The following is a 16428-nucleotide window of genomic DNA, read 5'->3' on the forward strand; positions in this document are numbered from 1 at the left end:
GCGCTGGACTAAACAAAGGCCCCCTTTTAGGGGGCTCACACAAAGCCACCTTCTTTAGAAGGTGGTAATTTACATTTAGGAGTAAGCTTAAAGCGCCGCTAAAATCGTTTCTGCTTTGCTTGCTTCAAACTCTTTTGGCTCTTCAACGTTAAGCTTAGTCACTGTGCCGTTTTCAATGATCATCGCGTAACGTTGTGAGCGAATACCACCAAAGCCGCCTGTATCCATTTCAAGACCTAATGCTTTAGTAAAGCTAGCGTCGCCATCACCCAACATCAGAATCTCAGAAGCGTTTTGAGCTTCGCCCCACGCTTGCATCACAAATGCATCGTTTACAGAAACGCACGCAATTAAATCAACACCTTTTGCCTTTAGCTCATCAGCTAATACCACATAGCCTGGTAGATGAGCTTCTGAACAGGTAGGGGTGAATGCGCCAGGTACAGCAAAGAGTACGACTTTCTTGTTCGCAAACAGTTCTGTAACGTCGTGGTTAACCATACCATCGGCAGTCAACTCACTTAGAGTTGCAACTGGTAGAGCTTGGCCTTGTTGAATCATGATTATATTCCTTTTTGTGTGCTAGTTTAGCTTTCTCAGTCTAGCGTTTATAAATGCGGTTAACCACAGAGTTTTTGTAGGGTTTTAATACCTACGCGTTTGACCTAAGGCGTGGCACTGATGCCTTTATTGCAACGCTTCGTGCTGGTTTACGTATTGGCTAACAAGGTGACGATATTTCGCCTTTAACTCGTTATCGATAAAGCTGGCATCAATCGCGTTCATTGTAAATTGGGCAAGTTCACTCTTACTCATTGGATGTGCGTTGTTGACGGCCAGAAAGTTATCCGTCATGTAGCCACCAAAGTACACAGGATCGTCTGAGTTAATCGTTACGGCGACACCTTTTCGTAGCAAATCCACAATATTGTGATCTTTCATATCGTCGAATACACATAGCTTAAGATTCGATAACGGACACACTGTCAGTGGCATTTGGCTTTCGATTAAGGATTCAACTAATGCTTCATCATCAACACAGCGAACACCGTGATCCACGCGGCTCACGTAAAGCATTTCAATTGCATCGCTAATATTTTGTGCGGGGCCTTCTTCACCTGCGTGAGCAACGGTAAGTAAGCCTTCTTCTACTGCTTGTTTAAATACGCGCTTGAATTTAGCTGGCGGATGACCTTGTTCTGAAGAATCTAGTCCAACACCAATGATCTTATCACGGTGTTTCAGAATAGCCTGTAGGGTCTCTATGGCGCTCTCTTCTGAAAGGTGACGGAGAAAACACGCAATAATTTGCGAGGTAATGCCAAGTTTTTCGTGACCATCTTTTAGCGCGCGAGCGATTCCATTGATAACAGTGTCAAAGTCTATGCCGCGTTCTGTGTGTGTTTGAGGGTCAAAAAAGATTTCGGTATGAATAACGTTGTCTTCTTTACAGTGCAGTAAGTATTCCCAAGTGAGATCGTAAAAATCTTGCTCCGTACGCAGAACTCCCGCTCCTTGGTAATAGAGGTCGAGAAATGATTGTAAGTCTGTGAACTGATATGCGCTGCGTAGTTCACTCGGAGAAGAGTAAGGGATCTCGATGCCGTTTCGTTTTGCTAATTTGAATAAGAGTTCCGGCTCAAGTGAACCTTCGATATGTAAGTGCAGCTCTACTTTTGGAAGACCTTGAATAAATGCGTTCATATTCCACCTTATGTGTATTGTGGATGCAGTTACTCTAAGAATAGGTATAGATAGAAATAAATCGAACGCTATCACAAAGAGTAAGACCCACGATGATCTCAACTCTTCGTAATCAGCACTTTGCGGGAACTGGTAGAGACCCCCAAACCATATCATTGGGGTTATACGAAGCAAACGAGAGGGATTATACGCAAAAATATCGCTTTGGCTATACGCAAATAACCTAACTGTCATTAGTAACGGGGTTTCCTGTGAGCGAAACGACTATTTGCAAGTCATTTGAGTATAGAGGAGCCAGTTGTTTTTGCGTGTGTGAGAGGCACGTGTAATTAGAAGAGTAGTCTAAAAGAGTGGAGATTCGTTTGAGCAAAGGTAGGTGGCGGTACCTTGCACAACGATAAAGGCAGAGAAAGCACTAGAGAGCATTTATAGATCGAATAACTTATCAAATTCTCTTTGTTCCATAATGTCTTCTATGCGGCGTCGAGTTTTCTGCTTTACCGCCGCCGCGTTTTGTTCAGACTCTTTTTTGTCTTTTTCTGACTGCTTCTTACTTTTTCTAGCCATTGGATACCTTCCAAATTAGTTGCATTATCCATTAATGCATGAAAACTGAATCAGTTAACAGTAAAACTTCCTAACTTTGAACCTGAATCACAGAGAATAGTTCCAGATTGCGTTTTCTCACAATATTCAAAATCGATCATAAAGCTATGAGAAAGAAGTTTCGGTAATACGTGTCTTCGTAAAATATCACCATTTAATTGATGTATTTTAGCGTTCCAAGAGGTTTGAGGTTGTTCTAAATTAAATTCAATTTCTAACATTTATTCTCCTGTTTTTAGTGATTTTCTCTTTGTTAAGTAATTGATACCAATGCCTTTGACGGCCAGTTCTTTTTGAGGACATGATTTTTCCTATAAATAATAAATTAAGCAGTACTATTCAGTTTATTTTAGATAGCACAAAGCAATGCCTAAAATTAGGCTGAATGATTGATGAAAGAATATTTTTGAAGGAGAGAGGTTTGGTGCAGCATGGGCATGCTACACCAAGAAAAGCAGTCTTATAGAGGAGTTACTTCAGTCGCTTGAGGACCTTTTTTACCTTGCTCTACATTGAAGCTTACTTTCTGACCTTCAGTCAGTGTTTTGAAACCGTCAGAAACGATAGCGTTAAAGTGTACGAATACATCTTGGCCGCCGTTGTCTTGAGATAGAAAACCGAAGCCTTTAGTTTCGTTAAACCATTTTACTGAACCAGTTACTTTAGACATAAAAATACCTTTGAATTAAACATTAAAATTATGATTTGTTTTGTGGATCTTTTCTAAGCTATTGAATGTTCAATCAAGAGGAAGTTGTACGCAGGTGTCTGAATTGGGGATTCAAGATTTTACTGAGAGGAAACTTAAACTAAATGTTGCATTAACAGCTCTCTTCTAAGAGCCAAGGCACACTATACACCTTGTTTAGAAAATAGCTACATTTATTTTAGATAAATTAAATGTGCTCATTATTAACTCGATAAATTGTATTGTTCGAAAAAGTTGAATAAGTAGAACGAATAGTATGGCTCATAATTTTAGCTCATCAACCTAAAATAGAACCTTATCGATAGCCATAGATTGAACATGCGATTTGCAAGCGGTCACAAAGATAAACTAGGAGAACTAGTATGAGTACATTCAGAGAAATTCGTCAGCTTATTCCTGCGCAACCTACTGCTGATGGTGATGGAGTGAAAATTCGCCGAGTAGCGGGTTTCAATCATGCTAGCTTTTCTCCATTTTTGATGATGGATGAACTCAAATCAGAAGACCGTGCTGACTATATCGGCGGTTTCCCTCCGCATCCGCACCGCGGTATCGAGACGCTTACTTATATGTTGAAAGGTCATTTCCAGCATCGTGATCATATGGATAATGTTGGCGAGCTTCGTTCCGGTGGTGCACAGTGGATGGCGGCAGGAAGAGGCGTCATCCATAGCGAAATGCCTATTATGAAGGAAGGCGAACTGCATGGTTTCCAAATTTGGATTAACCAGCCTGCGAAAAATAAGATGCAGCCAGCTCAATATCATGACTTTCAACCTGAAACGATCACTGAGTTTGATACTCCGAATACGGGGGTTGTACGTTTGATTGCTGGTCATATGACTATAAACAACGAACGAATTCAGGGGCCGCTAACAGAGACAGGTGTTGCTGCCACGGTAGCCGATTGGAGAGCGATGGGTGGTCAAGCTTTGAATTTGAACACGGATCAAGACAACAACATGATGCTCTATGTCTATAAAGGTCGTATTCAATTAAAAGGTCGTGAGATCAATCAAGGCGAAATGGCCATTTTATCGAAAGGTGAATGGGTTGAATTGCAGGCCAAAAAAGAGAGTGGTGCACTGATCTTTATTGGTGAGCCAATTAATGAACCCGTGGTGCATTATGGCCCTTTTGTCATGAACAGCATGGAAGAGATAGAACAAGCTATCCAAGACTACAACTCTGGGTTGTTTGAAACTTACTAGTTTTGACAGCCTACTCGCTTTTTCAGTTAGCGAGCAAATTAAAACAGTTTTGAGCCTGAATATTGGGCTCGACCAGAAGCAAATACGATAATCCACTGCCATCGAATTTGCGTTAGCCACGTTTAATCCACGTGGCTTTTTTCTACTTCTGACTCCAGCGTATGATGGCTTCCTTTCCTGCTTCAATTCCTAACTCATAAGCATGACGCAGTGGTGCTGGCGATCGACTCAGCCGTTTCAACTTGAATGTTTCAGGAGGACACACTTGAATGATTTCGATACCAGGTGGTGGGTTGTTGATCAGCGCTAAGGTCTGATTGTAGCGAACTTCACGTGTCAACATAGGTTCAATTAATCCGGGCGTTTCTTTCAACATCCTCCTAGTTAGGGCGCTGAATCTTCCTCTTGGCTTTTGATAGCTTGCGGGCTGACTGCGTAAAACCATAATCTTTTTGGCTCCTCGCTTTATTGCTTCTGCAACAGGAAGTGCGTCTGAGACGCCACCATCAACGTATTGAATTCCGTTCAGTGATACGCCATTTCGGTAAAGTACAGGCAGTGCGCTGCTGGCTTTCATTGTTTCTGCCAAGTCGTCGACATCAGGAAGGTGGTACTCCGCTTGCCCATTGTCTTGACGCGTCACGCCTAAAAAGAAAGGTCGTGAATCAGCTTTGAGCGCAGATTTATCGATGCCAAGTTCTTCGAGGGTGACATTCCACATCCAGTCTAAGTTCATCATATCACCACCACGTAGAAGTTGAGATGGAGAGAAAAATTCTTTTCTTAAGCTGTAATCGAGGTAGATTTTTAAGTTACGTCCGGGCATTTTAGCTAAGTAGGCAGCCAAGTTGCTGGCACCCGCAGACACTCCCCAAAAGCTATCAAATGGAGAGAACTCGCTAGCAAGAAAATGATCGAGTATGCCGCATGAAAATACGCCTCGCATGGCTCCACCTTCGACAATCAATGCTCGAGAGCCTACTTTTTCCATCACTTCGCTCCACTCTTTATCAATCGGATAATAGCGTGCAGCTTAACGCATAATGGTTTTATACCCAAGTGGGCCAAAGGTCTAGGTTGCGTTCCTTTGAATAAAAAGGGCATCAACGGATGCCCTTGTCACTTTTAGCCTATGGAATTGCGGGTAATTGAGTCGCTAATTTAGTGAAGGAGACCGAGCCAATTAGCCCCCTTACATAGAGCCATACCTGTAGTCCCATACTGATCGTTGTTGGAATAGTTTGATGATCACTTGTTAAATAGGCATACAAACACTATCCAGAGCGTTGTAAGCAAAAGTAATGGGGTGAATACTTTCTGGATAGAAGCGCCATCAGTTAAATTGTAAATTTTGATGGATTCATTATAGAACGCTCGTTTGAATTCTTTGAAGCTAATGTCGCTCTTCGCATGCGACTGTTCATAGTGCTGGTGCGCTGCGTCCGATAGTTGGTATTCCAAGTCTTGGAGCTCGTACTCCTTGTTAAAAAACGCATCCCAAGCCGAAAGGCGGGCTATCGTTTTAGGAGATGGATCCCCATTTAGTTTCTCTAGACGTTTAGCATAAGCTGCTTGATATTTATCCACGGTATATTCCTGTCTGAATAGACGTTGAGTTAGAACATATGTAAAAAAGAAAAATAAGTAATAAAAGGTTTTTTACGTTCTATACCTGTGATAAATGCTAAAAATTTCAATGCTCTAGCACTCCGATGTCGCAAATGATATTGATGGAATTGCTCTGCGACAAATAAAATAATTACTCTAGATAACAACGAATTTTTGTTGTTTTTTTTAAAAACTGATCATGAGATTGAGTGGGGATTTTTACCGAGAAGAATTTCGCTACTGTAACTGTCTATATTTACTCAAAAAGAGAAAATCTTAGAAGCTTTCTTTGATTGATGTGAGATATTTTAGGTCGAAAAGCATTAATTTTGGCTATGCTTATAGTTCGTCTTTTTTGTTGTTGAACTCTACTTCGAGGGGGAAAGAACCCATATTTCGAGCATAGGATAGCTCGCTTTTTCGTTACGTCGTTCTTGGAGTTTGAATCAGTGACGACGCTATGAGTCTAGCATCTTGAACTCACTTGGGTGTATTGATTAATTATAAAAGTAAAGCAGTGCTGAGCTAGGATAAACTTCAACGTAAAGGTGACGGTATGAATATACAATCAGCCATTATTGAATATGCGATAGCGATTATAGGCTTACTTTTGACGGGCGTTACCCTCTGAGCATGACTGCCCAGAGGATAGAAAGCGCATTAGCTTTTTGCTAACGATTGATGTTGTATCGAGCCATTGCAGCTTCTTCTGACGATACAACCGTTTTACCAATTGGTGCGAGTGAAATAACCGCTAGCTTGAGGTGTTGGAGCGCAAACGGAATGCCGATTATGGTGACAAAGCATGCTGCGGCAGAAAGTACGTGACCGATAGCTAACCAAAGGCCTGCAAATACAAACCAAAGGACGTTACCAATAACGCCGAGCGGACTCGTGCCAATGTCCATTTCATTGGTCAATTCATCGCGTGAGATGGCCTCTTTACCGAATGGGAAGAAGGAAAAATTACCCATAACGATACACGCACGCCCCCAAGGTATTCCGATGATGCTAATAAAGGCCAAAATACCAAAAAACCACCATAGCAACCCCATAAATACGCCACCAAATACAAACCAAATGATGTTACCAAGTGTTCTCATTCTATTTCCTTTATTCTTGAATGTGATGATTCAGATACCTGAGAGCAGCGTAAAACAAATCTAAACCGTCTGTTTTGTCGATGTGTGCTTCCGTGCCCTCATTGACCTGATTGATAGAATAATCGCCGCAGTCTTAACAGAGAATGAATGCCTTCCTTAAGGCAAGTCTTTTTAGTATAGAGCGTAATACTCAATCAAGCATATAGCCAAGAATCGCATTATCTAGAGACAACTTTCTCGAGATATTGACAAATTTGCTCTGCCAATCGATGGCTGGCAATGTTGCGTGTTACTACTTCATCAGCAATATTTCCAGACTCAACGACGCCAAACCAGTCGAGCAACATCGAATGGAAACCTTTACTCGTCAGCATTGGCGTCCAGTCTTTCAAATTGATTTTTTGCTCTTGGTTAGCTTGCCATAGTTTGCCTTCAACGAAGGAGTCGAACTCAACTGCCTTGTTTGCATAACAAGCTTGAACGCGCTCTGTAGTGATACCGAAGTGGCGATTCATCGAGGCGTGGAGCAAAGTATCTCCATGTTGCCACTGAATATCTAAACGCGCCAACTGATCACCTTCAAGTTGATGAGTTACATAAGCATCTTTTAGATCGGCTTTGGCTGTGACGTTAACGCTGTCTAATGGGTGAATAAAATCATCAAATATAAAGGTACGAACATCCCCCGGTAGTTGGTGACGGTTCTTTTCCCAGCGTAGCGACTTTAAGTCATATATGTTGCCTTGCTGCACTTGTGGCATATGTTGGTTGTAAAGTGGAATGTGACGACGGTTAAAGCCCACATAGAGTGGCTGTCTCTCTTTTTCGGCAATGTCGTACAGCTTTTCCACGTCATCAGCACTATTCGCTAATGGTTTGTCGACAAAGGTTGGAATTCCATGCTGCAGAAAAAATGCCGCTATTTGAGGGTGTACGCTTGTTGCCGCATGAATCATGACGGCATCGACGCCAAAGTGTAGAAGTTGCTGGTAGTCTTGGCAGATCTCTGAGATTCGATACTGCTTAGCCAGGCTCTCAAGTGTGTTTGGGTTGCGGGTACAAAATACAAGTTCGATATTTGGAAGCTGAGTGATAACAGGAAGGTATGCTTTCTGAGCGATATCCCCTAGACCAATAATACCAATTTTCATCCTAGTCCTTTCTCGATGTATGGATCGCGGACTGTCAGTATAACGCTTGGCGCGGCGATGAGTTTAAATACCTTGTTAGAAAAAGCCTGGTTCACACTTTGAGCCAGGCTTTATTGAATGATTTAGGAAACGGCTCGGCAGGCTTTGAATATATCTAACTTGCTATCGTAGGCTTGAGTTTGTACATCCATAATGCCTAATAAAGAGTGGAACACGTTATCATGTGAGTATTGGCCTGCATTCTGTGCTTGTTTATACAAACAGTCGGTATTGATCTGCTTCGCTTGTTTAAAGCCCGAAGACAGCCACATGATCAAAGGAACGCGTTTTTGGAAATCTGGTGCAAGGCCATAAGGCATACCATGTAAGAACAATCCATTTTCGCCTAGTGACTCACCGTGATCCGATATATAAATTAGCGCGGTATTATACTCAGACTCTAACGCTTTAAGTTTTTTGATGGTTTCTGCCAATACAAGATCGGTGTAGCGTATTGTATTGTCATATGTGTTCACTATTTGTTCGATGCTACAGTTTTCGATATCTGCACGTGGACAGTCTGGTTTAAAGAAGGCGTTGTCTCTTGGGTAACGCTGAAAATAGGTCGGACCGTGGCTTCCTATAAGGTGCATGGCGACCACTCGGTTACCGTGCATATCCGCGACTTCCTGATCAAAATGATCTAATAGCGCCATGTCGTAACAAGTTTGGCCATTACACATAGGGCTTACTTGCTTTCGATCCACTTCAATTTTCTTGATCTTGTGGGCTACTTCTTTATCCCCACCGTCATTTTCTTTCCAAATGAGGTCAACCCCAGCGCGCAGCATTATATCGAGAGCATTGTCCTGGTTATCCGCTTTGGTGCGTTCAAACTCGTTTCGCGTGAGCTGTGAAAACATACAAGGCACAGATACAGCAGTCGCGGTGCCACAAGATGCGACGTCTTGAAATGAGATAACATCCAATTTACTAGTATAAGGGTTTGTCTCTCGTGTATAGCCATTGAGTTGGTAGTTCTGCGTTCGAGCGGTTTCTCCTACGACAAAAACCAGTAGTGTTGGTTTGCGCTGTGCTTGCTGTACGGCGCTATTTGACTGCTTTGCATCTGTGCCGATTTCTCGATATGGCTCTGGCGTGGTGAAATATTTTTCCTTCACATACCCGGTCGCGCTATAAACGAACTGGGTGGGTATGATGATTTTTTTCAGGTGGCTATTGTTGCGCCCTACAGATGCGTAGTCTTGATAGTACACGCTGGCAATGACGGCGATGACAGCTAGCGACGACAGCATCGATACTAATTTGGTAACAGAGAAGTACAGTAATTGGTGACGTTGAGATTGCAGCTTGACCTTAAAGACAATTATCGCTGGGATAACTCCCATAATCAGCGTCCAAATTACAGAGTGAGCACTCAGGTAAGAACTCGCCTCGCTCGAATCGGTTTCAACAATATTGGCAATCATTCCAGAATCGAAAAGTGTGCCATAGTTATAGCTTGCGTAGCTCACCATACTTGAAACAATGATTAAAATTATAAAGAACGGCTTGCCGATCCAAGGCCAACTAAATAAATTAAAAAGGAAATTGAGCGCGGCAAGAAAGAAAATTGGTATTGTGATAATAAATCCAATCTTGACATTATCTAAGTGTGTAAAGATGCCGATCAGTTCTTTATAAATAGGGATATTTACGACGAGAGCGAAATACAGCGCCAACAGGAAAGTAAAGGTAACGTAAGAGATACCTCTCTGTTGTAAATCATGTGTCTTCATAATGAGTGTCTTGAATAAAAATTAGAGCAAGAACGAAGCCCAAATAAAAAGGGCAAGAGTTAACGCAACAAATACTGCTGCTGAGCCAATATCTTTGGCTCTACCACTGAGCTCGTGCCAGTCATCGCTAACACGGTCGACAACCGCTTCTACGGCGGAATTAATGAGTTCGACGATCAATACCAAGAACAGGCTACTGATCATCAGCACTCTTTCGTATGTGGTGACAGGAAGGAAAAAAGCACAGACGGAAAGCACCAAGGCGAGAATCAATTCTTGTCTAAAAGCGGCTTCGTGTGTCCATGCGGCTTTCAATCCTTGAAATGAATAGCCGGTCGCATCCATGACACGGCGTATACCTGTTTTACCTGGCTTCAAAATATGACCTTACTATTTAAGCATTGGGATGGAACACATATCCCAGAGAGGTAACGAGATTAATCGTTACAGCGTGAAACATTTGTGAATAGAATCCATCGCGCGATAATTTAAGAAAAGTGCTTATTTAATCAAGATCGTAGACGGTATAGCCTTTGTGCTGGAGGCATTTACGCAATACGAGAGATTGAGTTTTGGTTGAATCATTTGTTCCACTCAAAGCACCAGCTCCAGCTCCTACAGCACCGCCGGCAGCAGCACCGACAGCCGCTCCACCTAATCCGTCTTCTAGCGCACCAGCAGCTGCGCCGATCAATGCGCCTGTAACTGCCCCATTAGTGGCTTCAGGTTTCGCTGCCTCTGATTTGTCGACATTTTCTGCATAGCCTTGGCAGTAAAGAAAGTCTTGTTCATATGTACTAGGGTCGACATTGGTCATGTCGACGACAGGTTTTTGGTTGTAGGCGCAAGCTGTAAGCGTAGGAGTAAGCGCCATAATCAGGATAAAAGATTTATACATGAGTACTATCCATTTAGTGTGTGAATCTTATGGATTAAATGTACACTGTTTTATTGTTGGGCTCTGTCGCTTGAGTGTATTGAAGTGTCGTCTTCTGTAAATGGGGTAGGAAGGTTAAGTTAACTGTCTGATTTTTTGAGGCTAAGTGTGAAGCAAGCTCCTCCAAGTGGGCTATGGCAAATCGAAACTTCTCCACGTTGAAGCTCCATTATCTGTCTGACAATCGCCAAACCGAGCCCAAACCCGCTCGTCTTTTTGTTGCGAGATTCATCCGCGCTGTAAAATGGTTCGAATAGATGAGGCCAATGCTTTTCTTCAATACCTATGCCATCATCATGAACATTGATGAAGCAGCGGTGCTGATCGTGTTTTATCTCCACTAAAATCTGCTTATCTGCGTACCGCATTGCATTGCGCAGCAAGTTATCTAAGGCTCGCTTTAACAATTTTGGGTCAGCAAACGCGAGAACGTTTTCTGAGTTTACTTCTTGAAGCGAGATAGCGAGCGTAGTCTCTTTTTGCCATCTCTGTCGTAATTCTTTGACTAAGTTGAATAGGACGACTTCTTCTTGAGTTTGTAATGCTGTGTCAGGACGCTCCATCTTTGCGTAGTAAAGCAATTCTTCAACCATTTCTTCCATCTCGTCAATGTCTTCGACGATACTGTAAACATACTTTTTCTGTTGTTCAGTTAAGGTTGAATCCGATAACAAATCTGCTTGCCATTGTAAGCGGAAGATTGGGGTACGCAATTCATGTGCAACGGCGTTAGTTAGCATTTTATTGCTAGTGATCAAGCGAGATACTTTATCGGCCATCGTGTTAAAGCTTTTGTTTAACGTCCCAACAGACTTAGCGCTTGAGGTACTAGCTCGAGCCTTGAAGTTACCTGAGGCAAACTCAACGGTCACTCTCTCTAGCTCTCGAATCCGACGGCTTAAGAACCAGATCAACAATATGCAATACAGAGCGAATCCAGCTAAAAAGAACAACCAAACGATATTGTCATCAAAGTTGGCTGCTTTAACCACAGGGCTATTCGGATTATCGCTCATTTTAAAGATAGGCGTGCTCGCATCTAGGCGGAACCAGATATCCCTTTCTTCATCGTAAGCGACGTTAACGGAGGTATCACTTTCAAACGCCTTTTTGATGTCTGTTGGAAGCTCTTCAAGCGTATGAGGCACCAACAAACGATGGCTTGATGTGGCAAATTGTTCCAACTGTTGTTGAGTATATTCTAATCCGTGTTCTTTATAGATAGGATAGATCAGATCGTGAAAAGCTTGACCCTCATGCTCTTGTAATAGGTAGTCATAATCTGTGTTGATCTCATAAACTAAGAACTCGTATCCCCACAAGCTAGCCATAAACAGAATGATAAGGCCAACAAAGCTTTCCAGATAAATCCGTCTCATTATTCATTCCATGCATCAGGCATAAATAGGTAGCCTTTGCCGCGAACGGTAATGATTTTTTGTGGTGAGCAAGAAGCATCGCCTAGCTTCTTTCTCAGTGTCACTATGCGATTATCAATGGTTCGGTCTGTGCCATCGTATTCAATACCACGCAGTGTTTTGGTCAGCCACTCACGTGATAGTGTTTTTTCAGCATGCGTAGCAAGAACCCACAACAAATCGAACTCGCCGTCTGTCAGCGCAATTTCTTCTTGGTTCATTACGCACGATTTACGCAACCGGTTTAAACACAGAACACCAATTTGTAGGCCGTTTTCGGACTCGGTAGGCGCCGCCTCTTTTCTTCTTAATAGCATGCGAATACGAGCCAGCAATACGCGAGGTTTGATGGGTTTAGTAACAAAGTCATCTGCGCCTATTTCTAATGCGGCGACATGATCGAAGTCATCATCACTTGCTGTCAGCATCAACACTTTGCCTTTGTAGCATTCTCGGATTTGACGACATACACTCAGACCATCTTGCCCGGGTAGCATCAAATCTAACAGCACCACGTCTGGTTGTGTGTCAATAATCGCATTGGGTGCGTCCGTCCCATTGTCGATACATTTGACCTGAAAACCTTGTTCAACAAAATACTCACCCAACATAGTTTGTAATTTGGGATCGTCTTCCACAATGATTAGAGATGGTTTGATTTGTTGTGCGTTCATTTAAGTGATGTATACAATATTTAATATCAATGGAACTTAAACAAATTTACGAATTATTTCAAATAAAGCTTTCTCAGAATAAGGTTATCGGATGAGTTAATTGGATAAAATTGCCAATTAATGATTTAAATCTAATCACCAATCACATTTCGGGAGATGTAAAAAGGCGCAACGTTTGCGCCTAGGTATGGAATCTTAAAGCGAAATTACCGCTTATTCGGTGGTACACACGACGCTGTTGTCGCTGCCAAAAACATTTGGAACGTAAGCATCAGCTTGTGGGTCATTTTCCCACTTCGCATCATCGAGCAAGTAACGGAACTGAACATTCTGCGCTTTAGGTAAGCGGGTTTTAAATTTAAACTGACGACTTTTCTTCACTAATTTCATCGGTTCTGGCTGCCAGTTGTTGAAGTCTCCAGCAATTTGGACAGAGTCCCACTGATCTTTATCTAGCTCGAACGTGACTTCGACTTCATCTTTTGTCTTAAAGAATCTTTTTTTAAGCATTGATCTTTCCTTGTTCGTACAAAAACTGTTCTAACTATTACTCGTGTTTCATAATGATTTCAAGTTTTATAGAATTGTTGCTGGTATCTGATGAGGGGAGTATCCGAACGGTGAATAGCTCGTTGTGCTGGTTTCGTGTACTGAGGGAGCGTTAGAGAGAAAATTCACTAGCCTAAAATAGTCAAAGAACAGAGTTTGTTAGCGAGCCGAGAGTCCGTATCTTGAAGTCAAACCGTTATCATGTATTATCTTAAATCACCATTTTCCTTGATGTAGCTATGTTGAAGTTTAACCGTACATTGTTGACTGCGATAGTTTGCTTAGTTGCTATGCTTTTGAGTAGTGTCGCTCCTGTGGCGCAGGCTTCCGCTCCGATGAAAACAATTGAAGTACGCGATCTTATTGTTCAACAGGCTGCTCTGCACAAACAACTTGGCGTCAATGACGACTGCGTAGAATCACATCACGATGAGTCAGCCATCAATAAGGCACAACAATCTCACACGAGTTGTAGCTCTTCCTGCATGGTCAAAATTCCCGCCAACTTATCTCAAAACGACTTACTGCTTCTTCCTTATAGCCTTGCTTTGATTGGTAGGCCTCTAGTCGAAAAAGTAGTGACAGTGATCACCAAGCTTTATCGTCCTCCGATTGTTTAATTCCTCATCTCAAATTACTTGGGGTTTACCCCTTTTTACCAAATGAAATGATTTGGCATTTGAATGCCACAAGGAAATAAACAATGAAAAAACTACTTGCCTTATGTAGTGCACTTTTACTGACTTTTACCGCTCATGCAGCGCAATTTGAAGAAGGGAAGCACTACAAAGTTCTGGATGTAAAGAAAGCATCGAAACCTGTTGTGACGGAATTCTTTTCTTTTTATTGCCCACATTGCTACAAGTTTGAGTCGCTTATTGAGCGTTTAAAACCTGCTCTGCCAAAAGAGGCAAAGTTTGAAAAGGTGCATGTGGGGTTCATGGGCGGAGATATGGCGATTCCGATGGCCAAGTCCTACGCGACGATGGTGTCGCTAGGAGTTGAAGATACAATGATTCCTGCCATGTTTGCCCAAATTCATCAAAAGCGACAAGCGCCAAAAGACGAAGCTGAGCTGAAACAACTCTTCGTTGATAATGGCGTAGAAGGTCAGAAGTTTGATGCGGCGTACAACAGTTTCGCCGTAAACTCAATGCAGAAAGGTTTTGATAAGCAATTCTCTGCCAGCACGTTAAGAGGGGTTCCGGGTGTGGTTGTGAACAATAAATACATTGTTTTGGCCAACGAAATTCGTACTTACGACGAGTACAATCAATTAGTTAATTACTTATTGACGCTGTAACTGTAAATAGCATTGATGCTTAAAAATGGCGACGGTAGAGTCGCCATTTTTATGCTTATCACTTTCGTATTATCTAAGAACGCTTGTACATGCTTGAGTTGGAACACTAGTCATAAATATGGCATGCGGATAAAACAAGCTAGCAGCAGTGATTGCAACATTACATGGCTGAGCAATCGTGGTTTTAATCACATTGGTAAGCACAGCGCCTGTATTATTTACTGTTTGAGCGGCGGCTTGTTGTGCCTGGTAAGACACGCAACCTGTCGTTGCATTGATCATCGCAGTGCTAAACAAAAGTTTGCGAAAAAACATATTCATATCCTTTGTGAATGCTTTGAATTACTTATATGTGGATTGATTCATAAATGAAACAAAACAGTGTTCAAAATATGTGTGCATTCACGAAATGAACATTGTTTTATAAAAAGACGTTTTTTTGTGATCTTAGTACTGGACAGACCAGGTTATGAAACTAAAGCCAATCCGTGCATTACGATTACGCCGAAGGTCAGTTTGCTCCTCATTCCTTGATATCCCTTGGGCTCGGCGTCTTGTTCGACTTTCCTCACGAGCTTTTCTGCATACCAAACAGCAAGGTACCCAATTGCTAAGAGTAGGGTTGCGACTGCGTAATGTTTGTGGCCCTGCAGTAATGCGCCCCAAGCCAGTAAGACAAAAAGGTTGCTGAGAATTAATATATTTCGGCTAAGGCGATGGTAGTAATGCTCAATGCCATTACCCCAAAGGATGCCGGATAAAAAACTTAATATAACGGCGCTATATGCGATGAAAAATTGCTGACCACTTAAATTGAAGAGTGAGATGTCAGCGAAAATCAGCCCTAAACTAAACACAAATGGAACTAGGCCTAAGTAACCGAGTTGTAGCATGGTTGAGCGTGTTGTCATGGTCGTCACCTTATAATTGTTGCTCTATCATATTGGTAAGCGTAGTACTTGTCGGTGATGTGGAGCTTGGAAAAGTCGCAATAACTTTACCTTCAGAGCTAATTAGAAACTTGTAGAAGTTCCATTTTGGTTTTATGCCTGCTTGGTTAGTAATCTGGTTGAAGACTGGGTTCGCATCTACACCTAATACTGAAGAGCGAGCCATCATTGGAAAGGTGACCCCGTAATCGAGATAACAGACTTTCGCTGTGTTTGTTTCGCTTCCTCTATCTTGTCGAAAGTCATTGCTCGGGAAACCGATAACGGTGAAGTTTTGGTCTTTGTAAGTTTGATAGAGGGTTTCTAACTGTTCGAACTGAGGAGTGAAGCCGCACTGGCTTGCTGTATTGACGATTAGTAGTGTCTTTCCCTTAAAGCTTTCGCATAGATCGACTTCTTCCGTTGAGTTTAACAACCTTTGCTTACCTTGAAGAATATCAGGGCACTCAGATGCAAGAGCAAGCGAATTCATGGAGAGAAAGCTAACGAGAGCGGCGAGTTTCAGTAATCCTTTCATGGTGTTGTTCCCCTCCCCTTGTTTTCAATAAGTATAACTACTCAAGTGCAAAGAGGATCGATCAAAAAAGCCGCACAAATGCGCGGCTTTTTTCAAGAGCTGTGTGCCGTCCTAAATAAGGTTGACACTTTCCACCCCCAAAATTGGAGAGTGTTATGAAATCAACAACTAAAAGAACTCAGCGCGATTACTCCCTCGCTTTTAAACTCA

21 protein-coding genes and 1 riboswitch are annotated in these 16428 nt (G+C 42.3%); of the genes, 3 read left to right on the top strand and 18 right to left on the bottom strand.

Translation table 11 applies throughout. The features are described 5' to 3' along the window. Window positions 1-87: 87 nt before the first annotated feature. The 5 genes from R7Z77_RS22555 to R7Z77_RS22575 all read right to left on the bottom strand — a co-directional run bounded on the left by R7Z77_RS22555 (window position 88) and on the right by R7Z77_RS22575 (window position 2980). Entirely contained in the window at window positions 88-561 is a 474-nt protein-coding gene (locus R7Z77_RS22555) for a peroxiredoxin (RefSeq protein WP_005373699.1), read from the bottom strand. A gap of 126 nt (window positions 562-687) precedes the next feature. Beyond that, on the bottom strand, window positions 688-1704 hold the full coding sequence (locus tag R7Z77_RS22560; RefSeq protein WP_017819853.1) for an adenosine deaminase: 1017 nt from the start codon (window positions 1702-1704) through the stop codon (window positions 688-690). Between the two features lie 89 nt (window positions 1705-1793). Further along, a riboswitch (purine riboswitch) is annotated at window positions 1794-1893 on the bottom strand. Window positions 1894-2130: 237 nt separating this feature from the next. Beyond that, the gene (locus tag R7Z77_RS22565) at window positions 2131-2271 is read right to left on the bottom strand and encodes a PA3496 family putative envelope integrity protein (protein WP_017633782.1); all 141 of its coding nucleotides are present in this window, start codon (window positions 2269-2271) and stop codon (window positions 2131-2133) included. A gap of 50 nt (window positions 2272-2321) precedes the next feature. Then, a complete protein-coding gene (locus R7Z77_RS22570) occupies window positions 2322-2531 on the bottom strand; it encodes a hypothetical protein (protein WP_005373692.1) in 210 nt (69 codons plus the stop codon). A gap of 239 nt (window positions 2532-2770) precedes the next feature. After that, window positions 2771-2980: a cold-shock protein gene (locus tag R7Z77_RS22575; protein WP_005373691.1), complete on the bottom strand. Its 210-nt coding sequence runs from the start codon at window positions 2978-2980 to the stop codon at window positions 2771-2773. 401 nt (window positions 2981-3381) lie between these two features. Between R7Z77_RS22575 and R7Z77_RS22580 the strand changes: the two genes are divergently transcribed. Continuing rightward, window positions 3382-4230 carry a pirin family protein gene (locus R7Z77_RS22580; RefSeq protein ID WP_132937022.1) on the top strand — a complete coding sequence of 283 codons (849 nt, stop codon included), beginning with the start codon at window positions 3382-3384 and terminating at the stop codon, window positions 4228-4230. A gap of 142 nt (window positions 4231-4372) precedes the next feature. On the opposite strand, the gene R7Z77_RS22585 is transcribed toward R7Z77_RS22580, so the two are convergent. The 10 genes from R7Z77_RS22585 to R7Z77_RS22630 all read right to left on the bottom strand — a co-directional run bounded on the left by R7Z77_RS22585 (window position 4373) and on the right by R7Z77_RS22630 (window position 13409). Beyond that, window positions 4373-5221 carry a patatin family protein gene (locus R7Z77_RS22585; RefSeq protein ID WP_213963456.1) on the bottom strand — a complete coding sequence of 283 codons (849 nt, stop codon included), beginning with the start codon at window positions 5219-5221 and terminating at the stop codon, window positions 4373-4375. 257 nt (window positions 5222-5478) lie between these two features. Beyond that, window positions 5479-5817 (bottom strand): hypothetical protein, encoded by a 339-nt coding sequence (locus R7Z77_RS22590; RefSeq protein WP_017635147.1) that lies wholly within the window; start codon window positions 5815-5817, stop codon window positions 5479-5481. A 692-nt stretch (window positions 5818-6509) separates the two neighbouring features. Continuing rightward, window positions 6510-6941: a YccF domain-containing protein gene (locus R7Z77_RS22595; RefSeq protein WP_005373685.1), complete on the bottom strand. Its 432-nt coding sequence runs from the start codon at window positions 6939-6941 to the stop codon at window positions 6510-6512. Window positions 6942-7159: 218 nt separating this feature from the next. After that, window positions 7160-8092, bottom strand: a complete 933-nt coding sequence (locus R7Z77_RS22600) for a Gfo/Idh/MocA family protein (RefSeq protein ID WP_054729308.1) — start codon at window positions 8090-8092, stop codon at window positions 7160-7162. 122 nt (window positions 8093-8214) lie between these two features. Then, window positions 8215-9870, bottom strand: coding sequence for a phosphoethanolamine transferase (locus tag R7Z77_RS22605; protein WP_213889037.1), 1656 nt, complete (start codon window positions 9868-9870; stop codon window positions 8215-8217). Between the two features lie 21 nt (window positions 9871-9891). Continuing rightward, window positions 9892-10248, bottom strand: a complete 357-nt coding sequence (locus R7Z77_RS22610; RefSeq protein WP_017635149.1) for a diacylglycerol kinase — start codon at window positions 10246-10248, stop codon at window positions 9892-9894. Between the two features lie 127 nt (window positions 10249-10375). Beyond that, on the bottom strand, window positions 10376-10768 hold the full coding sequence (locus tag R7Z77_RS22615) for a glycine zipper family protein (RefSeq protein WP_213968095.1): 393 nt from the start codon (window positions 10766-10768) through the stop codon (window positions 10376-10378). A 119-nt stretch (window positions 10769-10887) separates the two neighbouring features. Continuing rightward, entirely contained in the window at window positions 10888-12186 is a 1299-nt protein-coding gene (locus R7Z77_RS22620) for an ATP-binding protein (protein WP_005373675.1), read from the bottom strand. After that, window positions 12186-12899, bottom strand: coding sequence for a response regulator (locus tag R7Z77_RS22625; protein WP_005373673.1), 714 nt, complete (start codon window positions 12897-12899; stop codon window positions 12186-12188). Before R7Z77_RS22625 ends, R7Z77_RS22620 begins: the two co-directional genes overlap by 1 nt. 213 nt (window positions 12900-13112) lie before the next feature. After that, complete coding sequence (locus R7Z77_RS22630) at window positions 13113-13409, bottom strand: isoamylase early set domain-containing protein (protein WP_017635151.1); 297 nt, start codon at window positions 13407-13409, stop codon at window positions 13113-13115. A 278-nt stretch (window positions 13410-13687) separates the two neighbouring features. On the opposite strand from R7Z77_RS22630, the gene R7Z77_RS22635 reads away from it, so the two are divergent. Together R7Z77_RS22635 and R7Z77_RS22640 are read left to right on the top strand one after the other, a co-directional pair. Continuing rightward, a complete protein-coding gene (locus tag R7Z77_RS22635) occupies window positions 13688-14068 on the top strand; it encodes a hypothetical protein (protein WP_033906356.1) in 381 nt (126 codons plus the stop codon). Between the two features lie 83 nt (window positions 14069-14151). Next, on the top strand, window positions 14152-14751 hold the full coding sequence (locus R7Z77_RS22640) for a thiol:disulfide interchange protein DsbA/DsbL (RefSeq protein ID WP_053304546.1): 600 nt from the start codon (window positions 14152-14154) through the stop codon (window positions 14749-14751). A gap of 69 nt (window positions 14752-14820) precedes the next feature. Here the strand turns inward: R7Z77_RS22640 and R7Z77_RS22645 are convergent, their stop codons facing one another. The 3 genes from R7Z77_RS22645 to R7Z77_RS22655 all read right to left on the bottom strand — a co-directional run bounded on the left by R7Z77_RS22645 (window position 14821) and on the right by R7Z77_RS22655 (window position 16218). Further along, window positions 14821-15066, bottom strand: coding sequence for a hypothetical protein (locus tag R7Z77_RS22645; RefSeq protein ID WP_005373664.1), 246 nt, complete (start codon window positions 15064-15066; stop codon window positions 14821-14823). Window positions 15067-15218: 152 nt separating this feature from the next. Next, a complete protein-coding gene (locus R7Z77_RS22650) occupies window positions 15219-15662 on the bottom strand; it encodes a DUF3429 domain-containing protein (protein WP_005373660.1) in 444 nt (147 codons plus the stop codon). A gap of 10 nt (window positions 15663-15672) precedes the next feature. Further along, window positions 15673-16218, bottom strand: coding sequence for a glutathione peroxidase (locus R7Z77_RS22655; protein ID WP_054577749.1), 546 nt, complete (start codon window positions 16216-16218; stop codon window positions 15673-15675). Between the last annotated feature and the right edge of the window lie 210 nt (window positions 16219-16428).

The organism is Vibrio sp. 1401, assembly GCF_033340295.1.